Consider the following 18,983-nt stretch of genomic DNA (forward strand, 5'->3'; position numbering starts at 1 on the left):
TCTTCTTATCTGTAAAGTTAGTGTATGGTTATTCCTATTCCTACAAATGCTGGTCCGGTAACATCTGACGCTGTTCTCCAATTATATTCCCGTGGCTCACGGCAGCACTTTTTTCAGGCAGCGGATTTGATTTGCCTCCAGGGTGATGGTAATTATACCTGGTTGCATTGGACCAATCGGCCGTCGATCATCATGCCTAAAACCCTTAAACAACTGGCAGGGATGCTCCCTTCCGAAAGCTTTATTCGTGTTCATCGCAACAGTATTGTCAATTGCCATTACATTGCCCGGTTAGAACGGCTTAAGTCAGGCCAGGGAGCGGTGCATTTGGTGAACGGAACGATACTCCCTGTATCCCGGCGCCGGTGGGAAGCCATTTCCGAGAAGTTAAGTAACGCATAAAAAATAGATAAACGGACATCGAACCGTAGAAAAGTCGAGATTTATCAGTAAGTTTATTGCTCTGTTCAACCCGTGAATCATGCTGTCTATTACTATCCCTGTCCTCCAGCAGTCTGTTGACTTATTGAACATTCTCTACCTGCATAACGACGGGCCTGAGACTTGGATGGTTTATTTTGATAATAGCATACAACAGTGCACAATTGTTCCCGAATCGTTGACGCATTGGGAAAAACTTTTTCCGGATTTCTGGCGCATCAACGAAAGTTATCTGATTAATCCGGCCCTGATTTATCGCTTCCATCCGGCCGATTTGCCCCATTTCCCTTTACCGCTTATTGAAATGGTAACCGGGCGTACATTGGCCATAAGTCCCCGGAAAACCAAGCAGATCCTGCAAAAATGGGAGCAGAAACAACCGATGTTCTCGGCATAAGTATTACCTGACGATAAAAAAGATAAAATAATGTTCTCATAAAAAAGGCGCGATACCGTTGGGTACCGCGCCTTTTTTTACACGTTTAGGTTGCTTACTTGATGGCAAAAGAACCTTCACCAATCCGGAAACCTTCCGAATAAAATTCGATGGTGTATTTGCCGGGCTTGTAAGGAACCGTACCCCGGTTGTAGGTCAGTTCGACATTCTGATTGTTGTTGGTGAAAGGCACAGTTTGCTTCACCGTGTAAATTTGCTCCTGACCGTTGACCTGGAAAGTACCGGAACCGTTGGCCATATCCGACACAACAGCACCCGTCGGGTCGAGTACCCGAACGTATACCTCTTTTTCTTCCTGTTTGGTCAACGGATTTTCCGGAAGCGTATAAACAACTTTCAGTTTGTCAACCCGTTTTGATTTTACCTGATCCTCGGTTGCATCCCGTTGTTTGCCGCGGGAGTTCAGGGCAAAAACGCGAACATTCTGAGCTTTCAGCGCAGCCGCCCGAGTTACTTTTTCCGACAGATCCTTGTTGACCGTTGCAATATTGGTTACCGAGTCCTGGAGGGATTGCTTTTCGGTTTGCAGCGTGGTATTGGCGTCGGTCAGCGTTTGATTGTTTGTTAATAACACCTGATTCTCCGTGCGTAGTTGCGCGATCAGGGTATCTTTCTCAACCAGGTACGCTTCGTACTGCTTGATTTTTGCTTCATACTTGGCAATCGAGATACGCTGGCCTTTCCGAAGAGTCGCTTTGTCGCGTTCCAATTGCTCTTTCACCCGTTGCAAGTCTGTGATGTCACCGCCTAATTTCTGTACTTCAGCGATTTTAGCATCCAGAGCCGTTGAAATCGAATCAAGTCTTGTCCGGGTCGTGGCTAGTTCCTCAACCCGAGTCGCAATAGTCGCTTCCTGGTTTTTACCTACTTCTTTCTGCTCATACAACAGATAACTTGACACACCGGCCAGGATGGTCATGATTACGAGGGCCGCTACCAGCGCGCCGTTTGCTCTTGGCTTGTTGTTTTCCATAACTACTTTGTGCGGTTTGAACTAATTAGACAGAATTAATTAAACAAAAATGAGTAAATAATCGTCATTCAATCATGTTAGGGTTAAAATTGACCTCTCTGTGAACGGGTCCTGCGAGAATGCACTTATCCATAACGGGAGCTTTCCTAAAGTTAGTGTATCACAGAAATAAATTTTAGCTAAACACCGCATTTGCACTCAATTATCTGCATTATTTCCGGGTAAACTGTTGCTATTAACCGGTTTTCACCGGAATTGTTATATAAAACACTAAAACACTTCAAAATTGTTCCTGCTTTCCTGACTTATGCCCGAACTCCCTGAAGTCGAAACCTACCGTCGCTACCTCGAAACATCGTCGTTACATCAGCCTATTGAAGCTATTGATGTCGAAGATACCCGACTGCTCACCACTCCGCTTTCGGTCCTGCAGGAAGCCCTGATCGGACGCTGGTTTATCGGCACGGAGCGCGTGGGCAAAAACCTTTTTGTATTAACGGATGGCCCCTTTGCGGCCGAAAAACCGGTGATTCTCCACATGCATTTTGGCATGACCGGCGACCTGGAATACTACCATTCGTCGGTCGACCGACCCAAGTATGCGCGCATTGTTTTTCAGTTCCGCAACGGGTTCAATTTGGGCTTTATCTGCCCGCGAAAATTCGAGCGCATTGGCTTACTCAACCACATAGATACGTACTTAAAACGGAAAAAGATTGGTCGGGATGGGCTGTCAATTACGTTTTCTGAGCTAGCGGGACAGCTCCGGCGCAAAAAAGTGATGACAAAACCGGCGCTGATGGACCAAGGTACTGTAGCTGGTTTGGGCAACTGGATCGTGGACGAAGTGCTGTTTCAGGCCCAGGTTCATCCGGAAAAACGTACAGAAACGCTGACCGATGACGAGATTCTGCGGCTCCATGACGCTATCCAGTTGGTACTGACTACGGCCATCCGGCACGAAGCCCAATACCGGGATTTTCCGGCCGGTTTTCTGATTCACGTCCGGGAGTGGGACGACTCGCCGTACGACGATGTGGAAGCGCATAAATTTTGTCCTCGTTGCGGCACCCGGATTGCCAAATCTGAAGTGGGCGGCCGCACGACCTACTTTTGCCCGAACGAGCAGCGTTAATGTACGCACGGACCGCTGGTCCGTGTTTTTTTTGGTGATCCCCCGTCTTTTTAATAGCAACAAATAAAAACACGGACCAGCGGTCCGTGCGTACAAAAACTCCCCAAAATTTCGAGTCGAACGGACTAAACAGGAACGCCTGCCGGTCCGTTGGTTCGTTAGGGAAAAATGCCTTTCTTGCAGCTTCCTAACCCTGTAACTGCCTTGACGACTGCACTACCTGAATTTCGCGCCGGTCGACTAATGTCGATGGACGCATACCGTGGCTTTGTCATGTTTCTGATGGCCGCCGAAATCCTACACTACGGCCGGATTTCGGAAGCCCTGCCTGACAGCACCTTCTGGCGGTTTATGGCCCACCATCAAGACCACGTCGAGTGGTTCGGCTGCACGCTCCACGATCTGATTCAGCCTTCGTTTTCGTTTCTGGTGGGTGTTGCCCTACCCTATTCCATCGCCAGCCGCCAGGCAAAAGGCGGATCATTCGGCACGCTGTTCGGGCAAACGCTCCGGCGCTCACTGATTCTGGTGTTGCTCGGAATCTTCTTGCGGTCAGTCGGCCGTCAGCAAACCAATTTCACCTTCGAAGACACGCTGACGCAGATCGGCCTGGGCTATCCGTTTCTGTTTCTGCTTGGCTTTCGGCCCACGCGCACGGTCTGGATCGCACTGGCCGTACTTCTGGTGGGGTACTGGCTGGCGTTTGTGCTCTATCCGTTGCCCGGACCCGGTTTTTCCTACGAAGCCGTGGGCGTTCCGGCCGACTGGCCCTATCATAAAACCGGGCTGGCCGCCCATTTTAACAAAAACAGCAACCTGGCCTGGGCCTTCGATACCTGGTTTCTGAATCTGTTTCCCCGCGCCAAACCGTTTCTGTACAACGGCGGGGGCTATGCTACCCTGAGTTTCATTCCGACCCTCGGCACGATGGTGCTCGGCTTGCAGGCCGGGCGTTGGCTACGGAGTGATTTAACGACGGATGAAATCCTGAAGCGGTTTTTGATCGCCGGGGCCGTGGGCCTGGCGGGTGGCTGGCTGCTGACGGTGACCGAAATCAGTCCGTCGATCAAACGAATCTGGACGCCCGGCTGGGTGTTGTTCAGTGGGGGCTGGTGCTTTGGGTTGCTGGCGGCTTTCTACTATGTCATCGATGTGCGGCAATGGCGCGGCTGGGCCTTCTGGCTGGTCGTGATCGGGATGAATTCCATTGCGATTTACTGCCTGGTGCATCTGATCGATCATTTCATTATTGAAACGTTCAAAACACATTTGGGGCAAAACGTCTTCGCGCAGTTCGGGCCTTACGAAACGCTGGCGAGCGGGGGTGCCGCCCTGCTGGTTTTCTGGTTGATTCTCTATTGGATGTATAAAAAGAAGTTGTTTATTCGGGTTTGAAAACCGTCACGTACCCACGGACTTCAGTCCGTGTTTTAGGCGTTTTCTACTCTAGATGTTTATACTAACTCACACGGACTAAAGTCCGTGAGTACTAAAATGAAAAAACTCATTTTTCAACTCCTGACTCTCGCCGGTCTCTTCTTAGGCGCTACGTTCAAAGAAAAGCCCAAACCGATTGTGCTGGCGTACGTCGGCGGTTTTCGCGGATTGGTCAATACCGATCAAATCGAGGTTGAAAAATTGACCCATATTAATTACGCCTTCGTGGATGTGAAGAACAACCGCGCGTGGCTGCATAATCTGGCGACGGATTCGACCAATTTCCGGAAGCTCAATTTGTTGAAGCAGCGCAATCCGGATCTGAAAATCCTGATTTCGATTGGCGGCTGGGCCTGGAGCGAAAATTTTTCCGATGCGGTCTTGAGCGACAGCTCACGGCAGGGGTTTGCGGCTTCGGCCGTCGACATCGTGCGTCAGTATAACCTCGATGGCATCGACATCGACTGGGAATATCCGGGCATGAAAGGGGAAGACAACGTGTTCCGGCCCGAAGACAAGGAAAATTTCACACTCATGTTCAAAGCATTGCGCGAACACCTCGACGCTTTGAAGCAGCAAACCGGCAAGCGGTATTTTGTGACGACAGCGCTACCCGGTTTTCCGGAAATCTTTACACACACCGAAATGGGGAAATTGCACCCATACCTCGATTTCGTAAATGTGATGTCGTATGACTTTTTTACGGGCCCGGCCAAAGCGGGTCACCACACCAATCTGTTTCCTGCGGGCGGGCTCGACAACGAGCAGTCGGGCGACCGGGCCGTGAGGCTCTATCGGGAAGCGGGTGTGCCGATGGAAAAGCTTGTACTGGGGCTGGCCTTCTACGGACGTGGCTGGGAACTGGCCAGCGATGAGCATCAAAGATACCCGCGCCCGGCGGTGAAAGTCAATCGCGTCGGGGGCTATACCTATATCAAGGATAGTCTGCTGACCAACCCGGCTTTTGTCCGGTACTGGGACCGGAAAGCGAAAGCGCCGTACCTGTTCCGGCCGGAGCAGAAGTTTTTTATCTCCTACGACGACGAAGAATCGGTACGGCACAAATGTCGCTATGTCCGGAAAAACCGGATGGCCGGTGTGATGTTCTGGGAGTATTTCAACGACCCGAAAGGCTATCTGTTGGCCGAAATCGACCGCCAGTTTCGGTAACCGTCAGGAAAACTCGTAAAAACTGCGGTAGGCCGATTCAACCAGCGACGCATACGACGCGTCGTGCAGTTTTCGCATCAGAAACCCATGCTCTTTTAGGTAGTGCAGATTAAATCTGCGCACCAGGCGGTGGTGTGGAACCGCCGGACTCTCAACGTGGTCAATCAGGTAGTTCGGAAAATACCCGTAGACCTCCTCCGGGGCGATGCTGTAGGGCGCCGAATCCATTTCCGGCGCGTATTCCAGCGTAGTCAGGAAGTACTGCGTGCCCGGCGAGGTCAGTTCTTCCATTTTTTGCAGGTACCCGACCCGCAGGGGAAGCGGTAACGCGGCCAGCGAAGCGCGGTCGTAAACGAGGTTAATCTCACCGACTTCTTCGGGCGTTAAAGCGAACAAATCTTTGCAAAAGATGGTCAGATTGTTCGAGATATACCGCTCCCCAACTTTTTCATACGCAAGCTGGTTTTCCGCAAAAAATTGCAGGATGACGCTCTCGGCCTGCTCCACGCCCACGACGCGCTCCGCAAACTGACTGAAGTACACCAGGTCGAGCGACCGGCCGCAGAGCGGTACCAGAATCGATTTTTCCATCAACGCGAAGGGCGTCAGGTGCTTCAGTACGTAGGGGTGAACGTCCTGGCGGTGGAAGCGGTTGTTCGAGGCTTCCCACGATTCGGCCCAGGCTTGCTTTTCCATTCGTACTTGTTGTTGTTCTTTGTTGTTCAGTAGTATGTTGTTGTTGTCTTTCGACGCTACAAAGTTGGCGGATCAACGCGCGGTTTGGTAGAGGAAATTTACGCTTTCTGCAAAACAGGTACTTTTACGTAACGGGCAACTTTGGAAAGTTTTGGTTTATTTACCTTTACTCCCCTGAGCATCTTTAAGAACCAGTTCAATACTCGAAATGACCAAACCCGGGTCATCCCGATGTACAAAGTGGCCCGCATTGGCACTATAAAAGAAACGGCCTTTGGGTAATGGGTCAATGAACTTCATCCACCGCGCTACCCGAAACTTCGTCTTTGCGTGGAATAAAGCTTCATCGATGGGTTTGGCATTCGGAAACAGGTCATACCGGCCGCTGGTGATAAACGAGACGGGTATGTTGGGAAGGGGTTTATCCTTAAACTCGGCAAACTCTGATCGTCTCAGGTCAAACAGAACTTGTAATTCTTCCTGGAGCGAAGTCGGCATCTTGGGATCAGGGCGAAACGGTTCGGATCGGCGCTGGGCAAGGGCACTGTCCACATGGGCTCGGCTCATACCAACCTCCAGCATATACTGCCCGATGTGTTCATAGGTCTCGGTGAAGTCGGCGGGGTCAATAATCACTAAACCGGCCAACTCCTGCGGGTAATAAACGGCAAAGCCCCGGACATAAGCTCCGCCTAAGGAGTGGCCCACCAGGACATAAGGCGGTTTGACCTGTAAGGCCTGGACTACTTTTCGGAGTTTATCGGCCACATTCTTAATAGTAGGCATCTCCTGATCTGGTTGGGAATCACCAATCCCGGCCCGATCATAAGCGACCACCGGAGCAAGCTTGCTCACAGCCTCAAGGATCGTATCCCAGTGGCCCATCGGGGTGCCGAATCCACTTTCAAAAACAACCACGGGTTCTCCTTCTTTTCTGGTTTCCAGGCCCGCCGTTTGGACGGCGATTTGAGTACCATCGATCGTGATCTTTCTTACTTGTGGGTATGCCTTGCTGAAAAAGCCAGCGAACACTACCAGAAGAAGTAGCTTATTCATGGGGTTAGAAATGATAGACAGCAGAGTAAAATCGGTGACTGGCAGGCAAGATACACAAATAACTAAAAATGTAGTTACAGTGTGTAAACTATTTTCAATCTTGGGCTTGGCAGTCTTATAAAACCGGCATTTAGTAAGACGTTTGAAAGCCTGTCCGGAAGAGAAACTAATTAATGATGCAGCGGTTTCAGTCCATTGGCCTATTTCACTTAGCCACTTCAATCTTCAGAATCCGGTTGGTAACCGTGCCATCGGTGATGACCGGTTCGGCGTAGTAGTGAACCCGCATTCGCATGCCGTCGCGAATCGGAAGCTGCGTTTCGCCGTTGTTCTGAAAACCGGCCGCACTGCCACTTCCTTTAATGTAATACCCGAACGTGACGGTATCGATCCGAAAGCCTTCGTAGTGGTAATTTTGCCATTTGTTGCTGGCATCTTTGTCGCGCCATTTCTTCTCCCAATGCCCGCTGACGAGGCCTTCCGCTTTCAGGCAATCCGGCGATTCGAGCTTGCTTTTCAGGTGGGTGTAATCAAAGTACGGAATGCCGACCGTGACCACCGTAAGGACGCAGGTGACGATGAGAAGGATTTTTCGGTGTTTCCAGGTTCGGAAGAAAAGAAAGACGATCAGCGTCGCCAGCACAAAACCGGCGGAGATATACGCGAAGAGCCACTCTTCGTAACCTTCGGCCGCGATGTCGTAAACGGTGGTGTATTGCATAAAATCAACGGCCGGAAGCGGTTTCTTCCGTTTTGGGTACCATCAGATCGGTTGTTCCCAAGGCCTTTGCCACTAAAAAGACGCTGATCAGCGTCAACACGGCACCCATCAGAAAGGGCGCTCCCGGAAAATACACCGGCGCTTCGGGTTTGGTAAAATACGCAAACAAATGCGTCATGAGCAAGGGGCCGACAATGGCTGTCATGCTCGCCAGACTCGTCAACGCGCCCTGTAATTCGCCTTGCTCGTTGGGAGCGACCTGCGACGAAATCAGGCCTTGCACGGCCGGACCTGCCAGACCGCCCAGCGAATACGGAACCATGAATGCAAACATCATCCAACCCCGGCTGGCAAACGCAAACAGCGTAAAACCGATGGCCGAAAACGCCAATCCCGTAAAAACCGCCCGTTTGGGGCCGAGTTTCGGAATCGCCACGCGGATGACACCGCCCTGCACAATGGCGACCGTCAGGCCGATGAAGCCGAGCGAATACCCGACCCAGGTTTCGTTCCACCCAAATTTTTCGATGGTATAATACGTCCAGATCGATTGCGGAGCCTGCGCGGCAATGTACAGCAACACCATCGAGCCGACCAGCCCGACAATGGCCGGGTAGCGTTTCAGCCGCGCCAGCGATCCGATGGGGTTCGCCCGCTTCCAGTCGAACGCCCGGCGGTTTTCGGTCGGCAGCGATTCGGGCAGGACAAAAAAACCGTATATAAAATTGAGTAGCGACAACCCGGCCGCAATCATGAACGGCACCCGGCTCCCGTACGGACTGAAAATGCCGCCAATAATCGGTCCGACGATGAAGCCCAGCCCGAAGGCTGCCCCAACCAGTCCGAAATTCTGCGCCCGCTTTTCCGGCGGACTCACATCGGCAATGTACGCCGAAGCCGTCGTAAAGCTGGCCCCGCAAATCCCGGCAATAAACCGGGCGACAAACAGCCAGGCAATGTTGGGGGCAAAAACGCAGAATACGTAATCGAGGCCCAGGCCAAATAGCGACATCAGCAAGACCGGCCGCCGACCAAAGCGGTCGCTCAACCCGCCCAGAACCGGCGCAAAGACGAATTGCATGATGGCGTAGGAAAACGTAAGCCAGCCGCCGTATTCGGACGCTTCGCTGAGGTCTCCGCCGGTAAGTTCTTCGATGAGTCGGGGAACAATCGGGGCAATAACACCAATGCCCGTGCAGTCGATCAGAATGGTAATGAAGATGAACGTCAGTGCCCGGTTGCGTGCCATGCAGTAAAATTTTGGCCGAAGTTACAGCTTTCTGCCCATTTTTGTCCCGAAATTGCGGAAACCATCGCTGATCATGACTACACTCGAAAACGACTTTCTTCGTGTCGGTATTCGTCCGAAAGGGGCCGAACTGACCTCCATTTATAACAAGCAAACCGGCATCGAACATCTCTGGCAGGCCGATCCAGCCGTCTGGGCCTGGCACGCACCGAATCTGTTCCCGGTCGTGGGCGGGACGCTCGATAACCAAATTTGGGTTGATGGAAAACCGTATCCGCTGGGTCGGCACGGTTTTACGCGGGAATCCGAATTTGAAATTGTGGAAGCGACGCCCGAAAAAGCGGTTTTTTCCTTGAAAGCCAACGAAAAAACGCGGGTCGCTTATCCCTACGAATTTGAATTTCAGATTGAATACCAGCTTGACAAGCAGGTGCTGACGATCATCTACCGAGTGATCAACCAGGAAGCGAAACCGCTGTATTTCTCGGTGGGGGCACACCCGGCCTTTGCCGTTCCGTTTTTCCCGAATGAAAACTATGACGATTATTACCTCGAATTTCAGAAAGAAGAACCGCTCGAACGGCATTTGCTGTCGCCCAAAGGCTATTTCACGGGCGAAACCGAGCCGGTTTTGACCGTCGGCAACCAGTTGCCGCTGACGACCGATTTGTTCAACAACGACGCGCTGGTGTTCAAAAGTTTGGATTCGCGGGCAGTCACAATTCGGAGCCGCAACCACGAGCAGGCCGTGACGGTCAGCTTTCCGGCGTTTCCGTATCTGGGCATATGGGCCAAACCGGGGGCGAAATTCGTCTGCATCGAACCCTGGCTGGGTTACGCCGACCGCGAAGGATCGCCCGTGCCGTTCGAGCAGAAAGAAGCCATTCAGCACGTCGAACCGAACGGCATTTTCGAAACCGGTTTCACGATCGGCGTATAAAAAAGGGTCGGTGACAGATTTGTCACCGACCCTTTTTTAATAAGAATATTCAGTCAGGCGGTTTTGCGCAGCAAAAATCCTCTGCCCCGCGCCCTCTGCCAATTAACGCTTCTCTGTCAGCAGGTTGAAGAACTCATCCAGTTTCGGCAACAGCACGATTTCGGTCCGGCGGTTGGCCTGGCGACCGGCTTCCGTGGTGTTATCAGCCTTCGGAATGTATTCAGAACGGCCACCGGCGGTCAGGCGCGACGGCGCAACCCCAAACTGCGATTGCAGCGTCCGAACAACCGACGTAGCGCGCATTACGCTCAGATCCCAGTTGTCTTTCAGGAATTGCGTCGAGATCGGATACACGTCGGTATGACCTTCCACGAGCACATCCAGGTTGTTGTGGTCGTTGATCACCTGCGCCACTTTACCCAATACGGTTTCGGCTTGCTTGTTCACGACGTAGCTGGCCGAGGGAAACAGCAGTTTGTCGGAGATCGACACATACACGACGCCTTTTTTCACTTCTACCTGTACATCGCTGTCGTTGATGTCCGAAAGCGAGCGCTTCAGGTTTTTCACAAGCAGCAGGTTGATCGAATCCCGCCGTTGGGCCGACGAAGATACATTCGAGAGCGTTTCGAGTGATTTCCGGATGCTTTCGGCACCGGCTTTGCTGACAATCGACAGATCGGCCATCCGGTCGAGCAGGTTCGTGTTGGTCTTTTTCAGATAGTCCAACTGGCTCTGCAAATCGGCAATCTGGTTCGTCTTGGTTTGCAGTTCGGCATCTTTCGTGCCGAGCGAGCTTTGCAGACTGGCGGTTTTCTTGGAACAATCTTCCAATTCCAGTTTTACCTTATCGTGAACACTCTGCAATTCGGCCAGACGCTTCTTGCTCGAACACGATGAGATGACAGTTACGAGGGCAATAGCAAACAGGATATTTTTCATGTGACTAGTTAGGAAAAACGAATTTTATTTAGGGTTAACGCTTAATCTCTGCAAGTTACGAAGCAAATACGCAAGGTAACAAGTAGAATTTTGGATTATTTCAATTTTTAAGGTTTTTCTAATTATCCGGTCCTTAAAACCGGGTCAGTGCTTTTTCGGCTACCGTCAGCCCGATGGACAGCGAGGAAGTAGCCGCCGGAGAAGGAGCATTGCAAATGTTGATGGCCCGCTCGGTTTCCAGAATGGCGAAGTCGTCGAGCAGCCCGCCGGTGCGGTCACAGGCCTGCGCGCGAACGCCCGAACCACCCTCGATCAGGTCGTCTTCCTGAATGGCCGGAATCAGTTCTTGCAAAGCTTTCGTAAAGGCGGTTTTCGAGAACGACCGGTACATTTCGCCCAGGCCGGTTTGCCAGTATTTGGCCGCCACTTTTTGAAAACCGGGCCAGCTCAGCGTTTCGTAAAATTCTTTTAGGTTCACATCCGACTTCCGGTAGCCTTCCCGCCCGAACGCCAGCACGGCATTTGGTCCGGCTTCGATGCCGCCGTGAATCATACGGGTGAAGTGCACGCCCAGAAACGGAAAGTTCGGGTCGGGAACGGGGTAAATCAGGTTGCGGACGAGGTGCTGCTTTTCGGGCCGGATTTTGTAGTATTCCCCCCGAAACGGTACAATCCGTAGGTCGATTGGCTGCCGCTGCGTCAGTTGCGCCATCTTGTCGGAATACAGTCCGGCGCAGTTGATGACCAGTTTGGTTTCGTACGTCGCTTTTTCGGTAACGACCACCGAGAGCGTGTTGCCAGGCGTAATCTGCACGACTTTTTCGCCCAGCCGGACTTCCGCGCCCAAGTCACGCAGTTTTTCGGCGAATTTTTCGCAAACCTGTGCATAGTCGATAATGCCGGTTTGCGGCACCCACATGCCTTCAACACCCCGGACGTGCGGTTCGATCTCGTTGATTTCGGCCTGGCTTAGCTTTCTGAGTCCTTCCAGCCCGTTTTGCTGCCCACGTTCGTAAAGATTGTTCAGCAGCGGCACTTCCTCCGGCTTGGTCGCCACGACTACCTTGCCGCACAGCTCGTACGGCACGTTTTCCTGTTCGCAGAATTCAATCAGCATCCAGTAACCCCGGATGCAGTTGGTCGCTTTCAGACTGCCCGGTTTGTAATACAGCCCCGAGTGGATGACTCCGCTGTTGTGGCCGGTTTGATGAGCCGCCACCCGGTTTTCTTTTTCCAGTACGGTTACGGAGAGGGCCGGGCGCTGGCGTTTGATCTGCAAGGCCGTTGCCAGCCCCACAATGCCGCCCCCGATGATGATGATATCCTTCATGATACGTAGTTTATCGTTGCTGGTTTATAGTTTATAGTTACGGTTAACCGATTAAAAGTCAGAGGTTTGTTAAAAACTATAAACCATAAACTCTAAACTAATTAACAGGAGCTAATCCGGAAACGAAACTTTCCCCATTGACACTGTCGGAACGCCCTGCCGGTTGCCGAACGAGGTGTGGCCGCCCGCAACGGCTTCGTTGGCCAGCACCGCAAACAGAATGGCCTCCTTGGCGTCGCCCGGAATGCCCAGGTCGTCGGTATTGGCAAAACGAAAATTCGGCAACATTTCGCGTATATGGCTGGTTAAGATGGGGTTGTGCATCCCGCCCCCGCTCCAGTAGACCGAATATGGTTCACCCGGTTTGATCGCTTTCTGAATGGCTTCGACGATGGTTTCGGCGCTAAACCGGGTCAGGGTAGCCAGCAGGTCTTCGGGCGCTAGGTCGCGGTCGGTTTGGCTGCGCTGCCGGGCGGCTTCCACATAAGCAAGGCTGAACACCTCCGGGCCGGTGGTTTTGGGCACGGGCGCGGCAAAAAACGGATGCTGTTTCAGCTCGTGCAGCAAGGCCGGGTTGATGGTTCCCTGGGCGGCAATCCGGCCGTCGGCATCATAGGGCTGGTTGAAAAGCTGCCGGGTAAAGGCGTCGATGAGCGTGTTGCCCGGGCCGGTGTCGGTCGTAAACACTTCGTCGGCGTTCAGATTGCCGGGCAGGTACGTAAAGTTGGCGATGCCGCCCATGTTGAGCATCAGGCGGTTTTCGTCCTTTTTCGAGAAAATAAAATAATCGCCGTACACCGCCAGCGGAGCGCCTTCGCCCCCTTTGGCGATGTGTTTCTGGCGAAAATCGCTGAGCGTGATGATGCCGGTCGTGACGGCCACGTGGTCGCCGTCGCCGATCTGGAGCGTGGCGTTGGGAAACTGCGCAAGCTGGTGCTGGATTTTCGGAGCGTGGAAAACCGTCTGGCCGTGGCTGGCCACCAGGTCTACCTCACTAGCCGTCAGCCCCCATTGCCGCAGGCAGTCATTGACCATTTGCCCGTGCAGCCGCCCGATCCAGGGATTAAGCACACACAGATGTTGAAAATCAATTTCCTTTTTGGCAAAAACTTTCCGTATTTCCGCCTTCAGGTCGTCGGTATACGGAACCGTCTCGAAGTGGGTGAGCGAAACCCGGGTTTGCGGGCCGCTTCCCTGAATGCGACAAAGGGCGACATCAAGGCCATCCATCGAGGTGCCCGACATCAGGCCGATGATCCGGCGTTCCGGGCATTGCGCCAGGTCATAAAGGTGTTGTATCTGCGTGTTCATAGGAAATGGGTTGGCAAAAGTACCAACTGTACACTGGAAATTGAAACGGTGAACCACAGCAACCGAAAACCGTAAACAACGATGTGGCTCGGAGAAGAACAGTTTGATTTTTTTGAAGGATTATTTTTCCAGACGCTGGGCCGGTCGGTCGAAGTGCTGGAGGCCCGGTTTCTGGCTGGGGGCAACATCAATACGGCGGCTCAGGTGTTTTCGTCGGAGGGGCTGTATTTCGTCAAATGGAACCCGGCCGAGAGCGTCGATATGTTTGCCTGCGAAGCGCGGGGCCTGGAACTGCTCCGCTCAACGGAAGCCGTTTACATTCCGGAAGTAATCGGCTACGGAAAATACCGCGACAAGACCTTCCTGGTGCTCGAATATATTGACCCGGTTGTGCCAAAAACCGACTACTGGGAATCATTCGGGCAGTCGCTGGCGTTGTTACACTCACACACCCAATCAAAATTCGGGCTGAACTTCGACAATTACATCGGCTCTTTGCCACAACGCAATGCATTAACAGACAACGGGATTACGTTTTTTATCGAACAACGGCTCCAGCCACTGGCCGGAATGGCCTTGTACAAGGGGCTTCTTTCCAAAGCGTTGTACGATAAATTTCAGAAATTATACATACATCTGCCAGATTTGTTGCCCGTGGAACGACCGGCACTGTTGCACGGCGATTTGTGGTCGGGCAACGTGATGGTCAACGAGCAGGGCGACGCGGCCTTGATTGATCCGGCGGTCCACTACGGTTTTCGGGAAGCCGAACTGGCCTTCACGACGCTTTTTGGCGGTTTCGACGAGCGGTTTTACGATGCCTACGACGAAGCCTTCCCACTGGAAGACGGTTTTCAGGAACGCATTCCGATTTACAACCTGTATCCGCTGCTTGTCCACCTGAATCTGTTTGGTTCGGGGTATCTGAGCGGGATTGAAAAGGTGTTGAAACGATTCTGAACCCGGATTACGCAGATTAAGGGATTAAACAGGATGGCTGCGCAAGGCTACCTTTTATATCCTATTAATCCTTTAATCCGCGTTTAGACAAACGGAAATTAAGATATGACATTCGACGATTTTAAGCTTAACCGGCAGTTGCTGAATGCCGTTGCGGAAGCGGGTTATGAACAGCCGACGCCCATTCAGGTGCAGGCGATTCCGCTGGCGATGGCGGGGCACGATGTGCTGGGCATTGCGCAGACCGGAACCGGCAAAACGGCGGCTTACCTACTGCCGGTTTTGATGAAAACCAAGTTTGCGCAGGGGCAGCACCCGCGGGTGCTGATTCTGGCCCCGACGCGCGAGTTGGTCATGCAGATCGACGCGGCCATCGCCGAATTGGGTAAATATACCGATATCCGGCACCTGGCGCTCTACGGCGGCATTGGTCCCAAAACGCAGATCGAGGCCGTTCAGAAGGGCGTCGATATTCTCGTAGCTACGCCGGGGCGGTTTATGGATATTTACCTCCGGGGCGAAATTGGCGTGAAGCAACTGAACACGATGGTGATGGACGAAGCCGACAAGATGATGGACATGGGCTTCATGCCGCAGATCCGGAAAATCCTGGAGGTGATTCCGGTAAAACGGCAGAACATGCTGTTTTCGGCCACGTTTCCGGCAAAAGTGGAGGAACTATCGTACGAATTTCTGGAGTTTCCGATGCGCGTGGAAGTGACGCCCCAGGCATCGACGGCCGACATGGTGACACAGAAACTCTACGCCGTTCCGAATTTTAAAACGAAAATTAATCTCCTCGCGCATCTGCTGAGCGACGAAGCCGCCAGCCGGGTGATCGTGTTTGCCCGCTCGAAGGAAACCGCCGATAATATTTACAAATTTCTGGCCCGGAAAGTCGTGGCCGACGACCGCATTCGGGTCTTACACGCCAACAAAGGCCAGAATACGCGCATCAACTCGATGGAAGCGTTTAAGGAAGGCAACATCCGGGTGCTGGTAACGACCGACGTGACGGCGCGGGGTATTGATGTAAATGAAGTCAGCCACGTCATTAATTTCGATGTGCCGCTGATTTACGAAGATTATGTCCACCGCATTGGCCGTACGGGCCGCGCCAACCGCAGTGGAGAAGCCGTAACATTCATGACCATCGCCGAGGAATACCACGTTGCGAAGATTGAAAAAATCATCCGGATGCCGATTCCGCGCGAATCCATTCCAGCCGCCGTTGAGATCCCGGAAACACCGTTTGACGAGCAGCAAGCATATCTGCGCGAGATTGATAATCAGCGGAAAAAAGAAGACCCAACGTTTAAAGGCGCTTTTCACGACAAGAAAGGCGTACCCACCAAAGGGCGACCGACGCCCCCGCGTGGGAAATCCCCGCAAAACCCGAAAGCACCCAGCGCCAAATTCAAACCGGGGTCACCCCGTCGCCGAAAGACGTAACCAAATTTCATGTAATTTGCACTAAATTGAGCGCCCTTAACGTTCTATAATGGCTAGTACGTTGAACGTCACATGAATAATCGGACAAAAGGATTGCGACTTTTGGGTCTTCTGCTGTGCTTTCCACTGGGTGTCCTGGCCCAGGCCGGACAACTGGTCAGCTCGGCCCGAAAAGTCGAAGTGGGCAAGGGAGATACGGTTGTTGAGGTTTCGAAAACGACGGCTCGTACCGTGATTAACCCTTTCGTAGCGCCTTTGTTTGGAGAACAGGCCAAATCGACGGATCATATTGCCTGGGAAGTTCGTTTTTTGAGCGAATGTGACCAGAATTTCAATAACCGTACGGAAGCCAGCCAGTTTTTCTCGACCCGAGCCTGGGAGTACCTGACCGAAGGCCAACTGGACACGGCCAGCTACCGCTTCAACCTCGCCTGGCTGCTGGACGATAAAAATTCCGATTCATACTGGGGACTGGGCGTCATTTGCTACCAGCAGGGCAACAATGCGGAATCGATCCGGCTGCTGAAAAAAGGGTTGGAAGTGGCCGATACCAACGCCGTTCTGATGACCGACCTGGCGACGGTTGAACTGAAGCAATACCGGGAAAACAAAGACAACGAACTGCTCGAAGACGCCATTCAGGTGCTCACCAAAGCCCTGAAATACGACATGACCAATCCCAATACCTTCATGCGGCTGTCGTGGGCCAACTATGCCAAAGGCGACTATGCCGCAGCCTGGGACAATCTGCACAAAGCTCGCTTGCTCGAACTGTCGGCGGTTGATCTGCCGTACTTGCAAGAACTCCTCGAAAAAGCCCCCGATCCCAAAGGATTCTTCAAACGCTAACCTCCCCGTACCCACGGACTTTAGTCCGTGTTTTTTATTTGGCTATTTGAGTTTCTAGTTATAAAAAACACGGACTAAAGTCCGGTACTTGCACGGAACTTCGATTTCTTCTTATAAGCCCGGATCGTGCGGCCAATCAGCATCCCGCCGACGATGCCCGGTAATGTCCACGCGGCCAGATCGACCAGAAAATGATGGTTCGGCAAAAAACGGGTGTTGACCGTCGCAAAGGCCGTCAGCGTGGCAATGTACGAACCGCACATTCGGGAAATATGCCCGTAAAACCACTCCATGCGCCCATTGCGGGCTTTTTCGGGATTCCGGAACAACTGCACGTCGTAGCGGGCGTTGGTGAACAGAATACCGGCGAAGAACAGATACAGAATCCCGAACATATTCAGGTTGCCGGTGGTTTGCCACTTGAAAAAGGCCTGCATCCCCAACCCGAACATCACCAGCGAAGCACCCAAGGCTCCGTAAGCGGCCCATTGGTCGGTGACCGTAAACCGGTTTTGAGGGTTTTTCAGCCGCAAGATGCGCCGACCGGAGTAGCAGAAATAGAAACTCAGGATGGCGATAAACAGCAGAAACAGCGAACTGGGTTTGAAAAAAACCAGGTACACGGCGGTCAGGCAGACGGCGGCCATGCACCAGTAAAAAACCAGACCGGTTACTTTGTGCAGGCGGTTTCCTTTCTTCGTCACCATTGGGACAATCCCGACGATCAAGGCCAGAAAACCAGCCGCAATGTGGATGATCAGCAAAAGATTCATGGCGTAAAAGCGTTTGGTCGTGTTCGATTGAATGGAACAAACCTAAGCCGGGCCGACACACGAGGCAAATGAAAGGGTTGTACGTCAGGAGTTTGGGGAGTTTGGCAAGCGGTGGGCTGTTTGGCAAAACCGCCGGGGATGTTTGACAAGGCGTTATGCTAGCGATTTGAGCTGGGCCACCAGCGTGTCATTGTATTTGCGGGCCACCGGAACTTGAAACAAACCGCCGTGCAGATGCAATTTGTAACCTTGCGCATTGCCGGTTACTTTCTCTACCTTTTCGAGATTGACGATGTACGACCGATGGCACCGGACGATGGTGGGAGCCGTTGCACCAAACTGATTTTCCAGTCGGCTGAGGCTACTACGGAGCAGAGTTTTCACCGGTTGGTTTTCGTTCAGGTGAACAACGGTGGAATAATTGTCACTGGATTCGATGTACAGCAAGTCGGCGGGGCGCAGCGAAAGCGAGTCTTTTTCGTTTTCGGCCGTGAGGGTCAGCAACGGCTGGGCGGGGGCGGTTTCCCGCGGTTTTTCCGGATGCCCGGAAATGGGAAGCTGGCTGGCGGTTTGGCTGTATTTTTTGAGTTGAATGATGTAATTCAGCGCGACCGAAGCCGCCGACGGAAACAGCCCGATCACAAACGTCACGATGATGATGGCGGGCAGGTTGGGCGAGTACCGGGGATTGCCGATCAGCCAGTCGAGGTAAAGATAATTTACCACGCCAATGAGCGTGATGTGCGCCGAAATCCAGAGAATTTCGCGCCCGACCGTCCAGCGTTCGTTGGTGAAGTATTTAGCAAAAATGCGGGGGGTGGTCAGGTTGATGAAAGCTGTGACCAGAAACGAAATCAGGCCAAAACCGAGAATCTTGACGGTTTTGTTCGGCGTGTCCCAGCTACTGAGATCAAACGGTTGAAAAATCAGCAGAAACAACCCGACAAACACACCGATCCAGAACGCCTTGACCCAGCGGCTGCGGACGGATTCTTCGCAGGGATACGGTTGCCGGAAAAACTGCCACATGGTGAGAGAGACAATAGACTGAAGCAACGATGTTCAGTCTATTGTCTCTTGTCTTACTTCTT

General features: G+C 52.5%; 19 protein-coding genes. 9 read left to right on the forward strand and 10 right to left on the reverse strand.

The annotated features are described in order from the left end of the window. The first annotated feature begins 24 nt into the window (after positions 1–24). Both ACO2Q8_RS09660 and ACO2Q8_RS09665 read left to right on the forward strand, forming a co-directional pair. Entirely contained in the window at positions 25–402 is a 378-nt protein-coding gene (locus tag ACO2Q8_RS09660) for a LytR/AlgR family response regulator transcription factor (protein WP_423344594.1), read from the forward strand. A gap of 79 nt (positions 403–481) precedes the next feature. Continuing rightward, a complete protein-coding gene (locus ACO2Q8_RS09665) occupies positions 482–838 on the forward strand; it encodes a LytTR family transcriptional regulator DNA-binding domain-containing protein (RefSeq protein WP_423344595.1) in 357 nt (118 codons plus the stop codon). Between the two features lie 94 nt (positions 839–932). Here the strand turns inward: ACO2Q8_RS09665 and ACO2Q8_RS09670 are convergent, their stop codons facing one another. Then, positions 933–1,871, reverse strand: coding sequence for a hypothetical protein (locus ACO2Q8_RS09670; RefSeq protein ID WP_423344596.1), 939 nt, complete (start codon positions 1,869–1,871; stop codon positions 933–935). Positions 1,872–2,178: 307 nt separating this feature from the next. On the opposite strand from ACO2Q8_RS09670, the gene ACO2Q8_RS09675 reads away from it, so the two are divergent. From ACO2Q8_RS09675 to ACO2Q8_RS09685, 3 genes are all read left to right on the forward strand, one after another. Beyond that, positions 2,179–3,006 carry an Fpg/Nei family DNA glycosylase gene (locus tag ACO2Q8_RS09675; protein WP_423344597.1) on the forward strand — a complete coding sequence of 276 codons (828 nt, stop codon included), beginning with the start codon at positions 2,179–2,181 and terminating at the stop codon, positions 3,004–3,006. A gap of 204 nt (positions 3,007–3,210) precedes the next feature. After that, complete coding sequence (locus ACO2Q8_RS09680) at positions 3,211–4,401, forward strand: acyltransferase family protein (RefSeq protein WP_423344598.1); 1,191 nt, start codon at positions 3,211–3,213, stop codon at positions 4,399–4,401. A 99-nt stretch (positions 4,402–4,500) separates the two neighbouring features. After that, positions 4,501–5,613 carry a glycoside hydrolase family 18 protein gene (locus tag ACO2Q8_RS09685; RefSeq protein ID WP_423344599.1) on the forward strand — a complete coding sequence of 371 codons (1,113 nt, stop codon included), beginning with the start codon at positions 4,501–4,503 and terminating at the stop codon, positions 5,611–5,613. Between the two features lie 3 nt (positions 5,614–5,616). Here ACO2Q8_RS09685 and ACO2Q8_RS09690 read toward each other — a convergent pair whose 3' ends face one another. The 4 genes from ACO2Q8_RS09690 to ACO2Q8_RS09705 all read right to left on the reverse strand — a co-directional run bounded on the left by ACO2Q8_RS09690 (position 5,617) and on the right by ACO2Q8_RS09705 (position 9,335). Then, positions 5,617–6,309, reverse strand: a complete 693-nt coding sequence (locus tag ACO2Q8_RS09690) for a thiopurine S-methyltransferase (protein ID WP_423344600.1) — start codon at positions 6,307–6,309, stop codon at positions 5,617–5,619. A gap of 156 nt (positions 6,310–6,465) precedes the next feature. Continuing rightward, the gene (locus ACO2Q8_RS09695) at positions 6,466–7,365 is read right to left on the reverse strand and encodes an alpha/beta fold hydrolase (RefSeq protein WP_423344601.1); all 900 of its coding nucleotides are present in this window, start codon (positions 7,363–7,365) and stop codon (positions 6,466–6,468) included. Between the two features lie 205 nt (positions 7,366–7,570). After that, entirely contained in the window at positions 7,571–8,086 is a 516-nt protein-coding gene (locus ACO2Q8_RS09700; RefSeq protein ID WP_423344602.1) for a hypothetical protein, read from the reverse strand. 4 nt (positions 8,087–8,090) lie between these two features. Then, entirely contained in the window at positions 8,091–9,335 is a 1,245-nt protein-coding gene (locus tag ACO2Q8_RS09705) for a TCR/Tet family MFS transporter (protein ID WP_423344603.1), read from the reverse strand. A gap of 73 nt (positions 9,336–9,408) precedes the next feature. Here ACO2Q8_RS09705 and ACO2Q8_RS09710 point away from each other — a divergent pair, with 73 nt between their 5' ends. Next, on the forward strand, positions 9,409–10,275 hold the full coding sequence (locus ACO2Q8_RS09710) for an aldose 1-epimerase family protein (RefSeq protein WP_423344604.1): 867 nt from the start codon (positions 9,409–9,411) through the stop codon (positions 10,273–10,275). Positions 10,276–10,377: 102 nt separating this feature from the next. Here the strand turns inward: ACO2Q8_RS09710 and ACO2Q8_RS09715 are convergent, their stop codons facing one another. The 3 genes from ACO2Q8_RS09715 to ACO2Q8_RS09725 form a co-directional block, all read right to left on the reverse strand. Further along, positions 10,378–11,217, reverse strand: coding sequence for an OmpA/MotB family protein (locus tag ACO2Q8_RS09715; protein ID WP_423344605.1), 840 nt, complete (start codon positions 11,215–11,217; stop codon positions 10,378–10,380). 133 nt (positions 11,218–11,350) lie between these two features. Next, the gene (gene lhgO / locus ACO2Q8_RS09720; protein ID WP_423344606.1) at positions 11,351–12,547 is read right to left on the reverse strand and encodes an L-2-hydroxyglutarate oxidase; all 1,197 of its coding nucleotides are present in this window, start codon (positions 12,545–12,547) and stop codon (positions 11,351–11,353) included. A gap of 111 nt (positions 12,548–12,658) precedes the next feature. After that, complete coding sequence (locus tag ACO2Q8_RS09725; RefSeq protein WP_423344607.1) at positions 12,659–13,858, reverse strand: anhydro-N-acetylmuramic acid kinase; 1,200 nt, start codon at positions 13,856–13,858, stop codon at positions 12,659–12,661. A gap of 81 nt (positions 13,859–13,939) precedes the next feature. On the opposite strand from ACO2Q8_RS09725, the gene ACO2Q8_RS09730 reads away from it, so the two are divergent. The 3 genes from ACO2Q8_RS09730 to ACO2Q8_RS09740 all read left to right on the forward strand — a co-directional run bounded on the left by ACO2Q8_RS09730 (position 13,940) and on the right by ACO2Q8_RS09740 (position 17,119). Next, a complete protein-coding gene (locus tag ACO2Q8_RS09730) occupies positions 13,940–14,818 on the forward strand; it encodes a fructosamine kinase family protein (RefSeq protein ID WP_423344608.1) in 879 nt (292 codons plus the stop codon). A 105-nt stretch (positions 14,819–14,923) separates the two neighbouring features. Further along, entirely contained in the window at positions 14,924–16,270 is a 1,347-nt protein-coding gene (locus tag ACO2Q8_RS09735; protein WP_423344609.1) for a DEAD/DEAH box helicase, read from the forward strand. A 72-nt stretch (positions 16,271–16,342) separates the two neighbouring features. Continuing rightward, entirely contained in the window at positions 16,343–17,119 is a 777-nt protein-coding gene (locus ACO2Q8_RS09740) for a tetratricopeptide repeat protein (protein WP_423344610.1), read from the forward strand. Positions 17,120–17,193: 74 nt separating this feature from the next. Here the strand turns inward: ACO2Q8_RS09740 and ACO2Q8_RS09745 are convergent, their stop codons facing one another. Next, positions 17,194–17,892 (reverse strand): DUF2306 domain-containing protein, encoded by a 699-nt coding sequence (locus tag ACO2Q8_RS09745; RefSeq protein ID WP_423344611.1) that lies wholly within the window; start codon positions 17,890–17,892, stop codon positions 17,194–17,196. Positions 17,893–18,045: 153 nt separating this feature from the next. Beyond that, entirely contained in the window at positions 18,046–18,921 is an 876-nt protein-coding gene (locus ACO2Q8_RS09750) for a LytR/AlgR family response regulator transcription factor (protein WP_423344612.1), read from the reverse strand. Positions 18,922–18,983: the final 62 nt, after the last annotated feature.

The organism is Larkinella sp. VNQ87 (genome assembly GCF_049445795.1).
Taxonomy (GTDB): domain Bacteria; phylum Bacteroidota; class Bacteroidia; order Cytophagales; family Spirosomataceae; genus Larkinella.

Bases quoted from the DNA above. Each gene is read 5' to 3' on its own strand.
- ACO2Q8_RS09660 (WP_423344594.1), top strand. From the start codon at position 25: ATGGTTATTCCTATTCCTACAAATGCTGGTCCGGTAACATCTGACGCT.
- ACO2Q8_RS09710 (WP_423344604.1), top strand. From the start codon at position 9,409: ATGACTACACTCGAAAACGACTTTCTTCGTGTCGGTATTCGTCCGAAA.
- ACO2Q8_RS09685 (WP_423344599.1), top strand. From the start codon at position 4,501: ATGAAAAAACTCATTTTTCAACTCCTGACTCTCGCCGGTCTCTTCTTA.
- ACO2Q8_RS09705 (WP_423344603.1), bottom strand. From the start codon at position 9,335: ATGGCACGCAACCGGGCACTGACGTTCATCTTCATTACCATTCTGATC.
- ACO2Q8_RS09735 (WP_423344609.1), top strand. From the start codon at position 14,924: ATGACATTCGACGATTTTAAGCTTAACCGGCAGTTGCTGAATGCCGTT.
- ACO2Q8_RS09670 (WP_423344596.1), bottom strand. From the start codon at position 1,871: ATGGAAAACAACAAGCCAAGAGCAAACGGCGCGCTGGTAGCGGCCCTC.
- ACO2Q8_RS09750 (WP_423344612.1), bottom strand. From the start codon at position 18,921: ATGTGGCAGTTTTTCCGGCAACCGTATCCCTGCGAAGAATCCGTCCGC.
- ACO2Q8_RS09700 (WP_423344602.1), bottom strand. From the start codon at position 8,086: ATGCAATACACCACCGTTTACGACATCGCGGCCGAAGGTTACGAAGAG.
- ACO2Q8_RS09690 (WP_423344600.1), bottom strand. From the start codon at position 6,309: ATGGAAAAGCAAGCCTGGGCCGAATCGTGGGAAGCCTCGAACAACCGC.
- ACO2Q8_RS09740 (WP_423344610.1), top strand. From the start codon at position 16,343: ATGAATAATCGGACAAAAGGATTGCGACTTTTGGGTCTTCTGCTGTGC.
- ACO2Q8_RS09745 (WP_423344611.1), bottom strand. From the start codon at position 17,892: ATGAATCTTTTGCTGATCATCCACATTGCGGCTGGTTTTCTGGCCTTG.
- ACO2Q8_RS09725 (WP_423344607.1), bottom strand. From the start codon at position 13,858: ATGAACACGCAGATACAACACCTTTATGACCTGGCGCAATGCCCGGAA.
- ACO2Q8_RS09730 (WP_423344608.1), top strand. From the start codon at position 13,940: ATGTGGCTCGGAGAAGAACAGTTTGATTTTTTTGAAGGATTATTTTTC.
- ACO2Q8_RS09695 (WP_423344601.1), bottom strand. From the start codon at position 7,365: ATGAATAAGCTACTTCTTCTGGTAGTGTTCGCTGGCTTTTTCAGCAAG.
- ACO2Q8_RS09675 (WP_423344597.1), top strand. From the start codon at position 2,179: ATGCCCGAACTCCCTGAAGTCGAAACCTACCGTCGCTACCTCGAAACA.
- ACO2Q8_RS09715 (WP_423344605.1), bottom strand. From the start codon at position 11,217: ATGAAAAATATCCTGTTTGCTATTGCCCTCGTAACTGTCATCTCATCG.
- ACO2Q8_RS09665 (WP_423344595.1), top strand. From the start codon at position 482: ATGCTGTCTATTACTATCCCTGTCCTCCAGCAGTCTGTTGACTTATTG.
- lhgO (WP_423344606.1), bottom strand. From the start codon at position 12,547: ATGAAGGATATCATCATCATCGGGGGCGGCATTGTGGGGCTGGCAACG.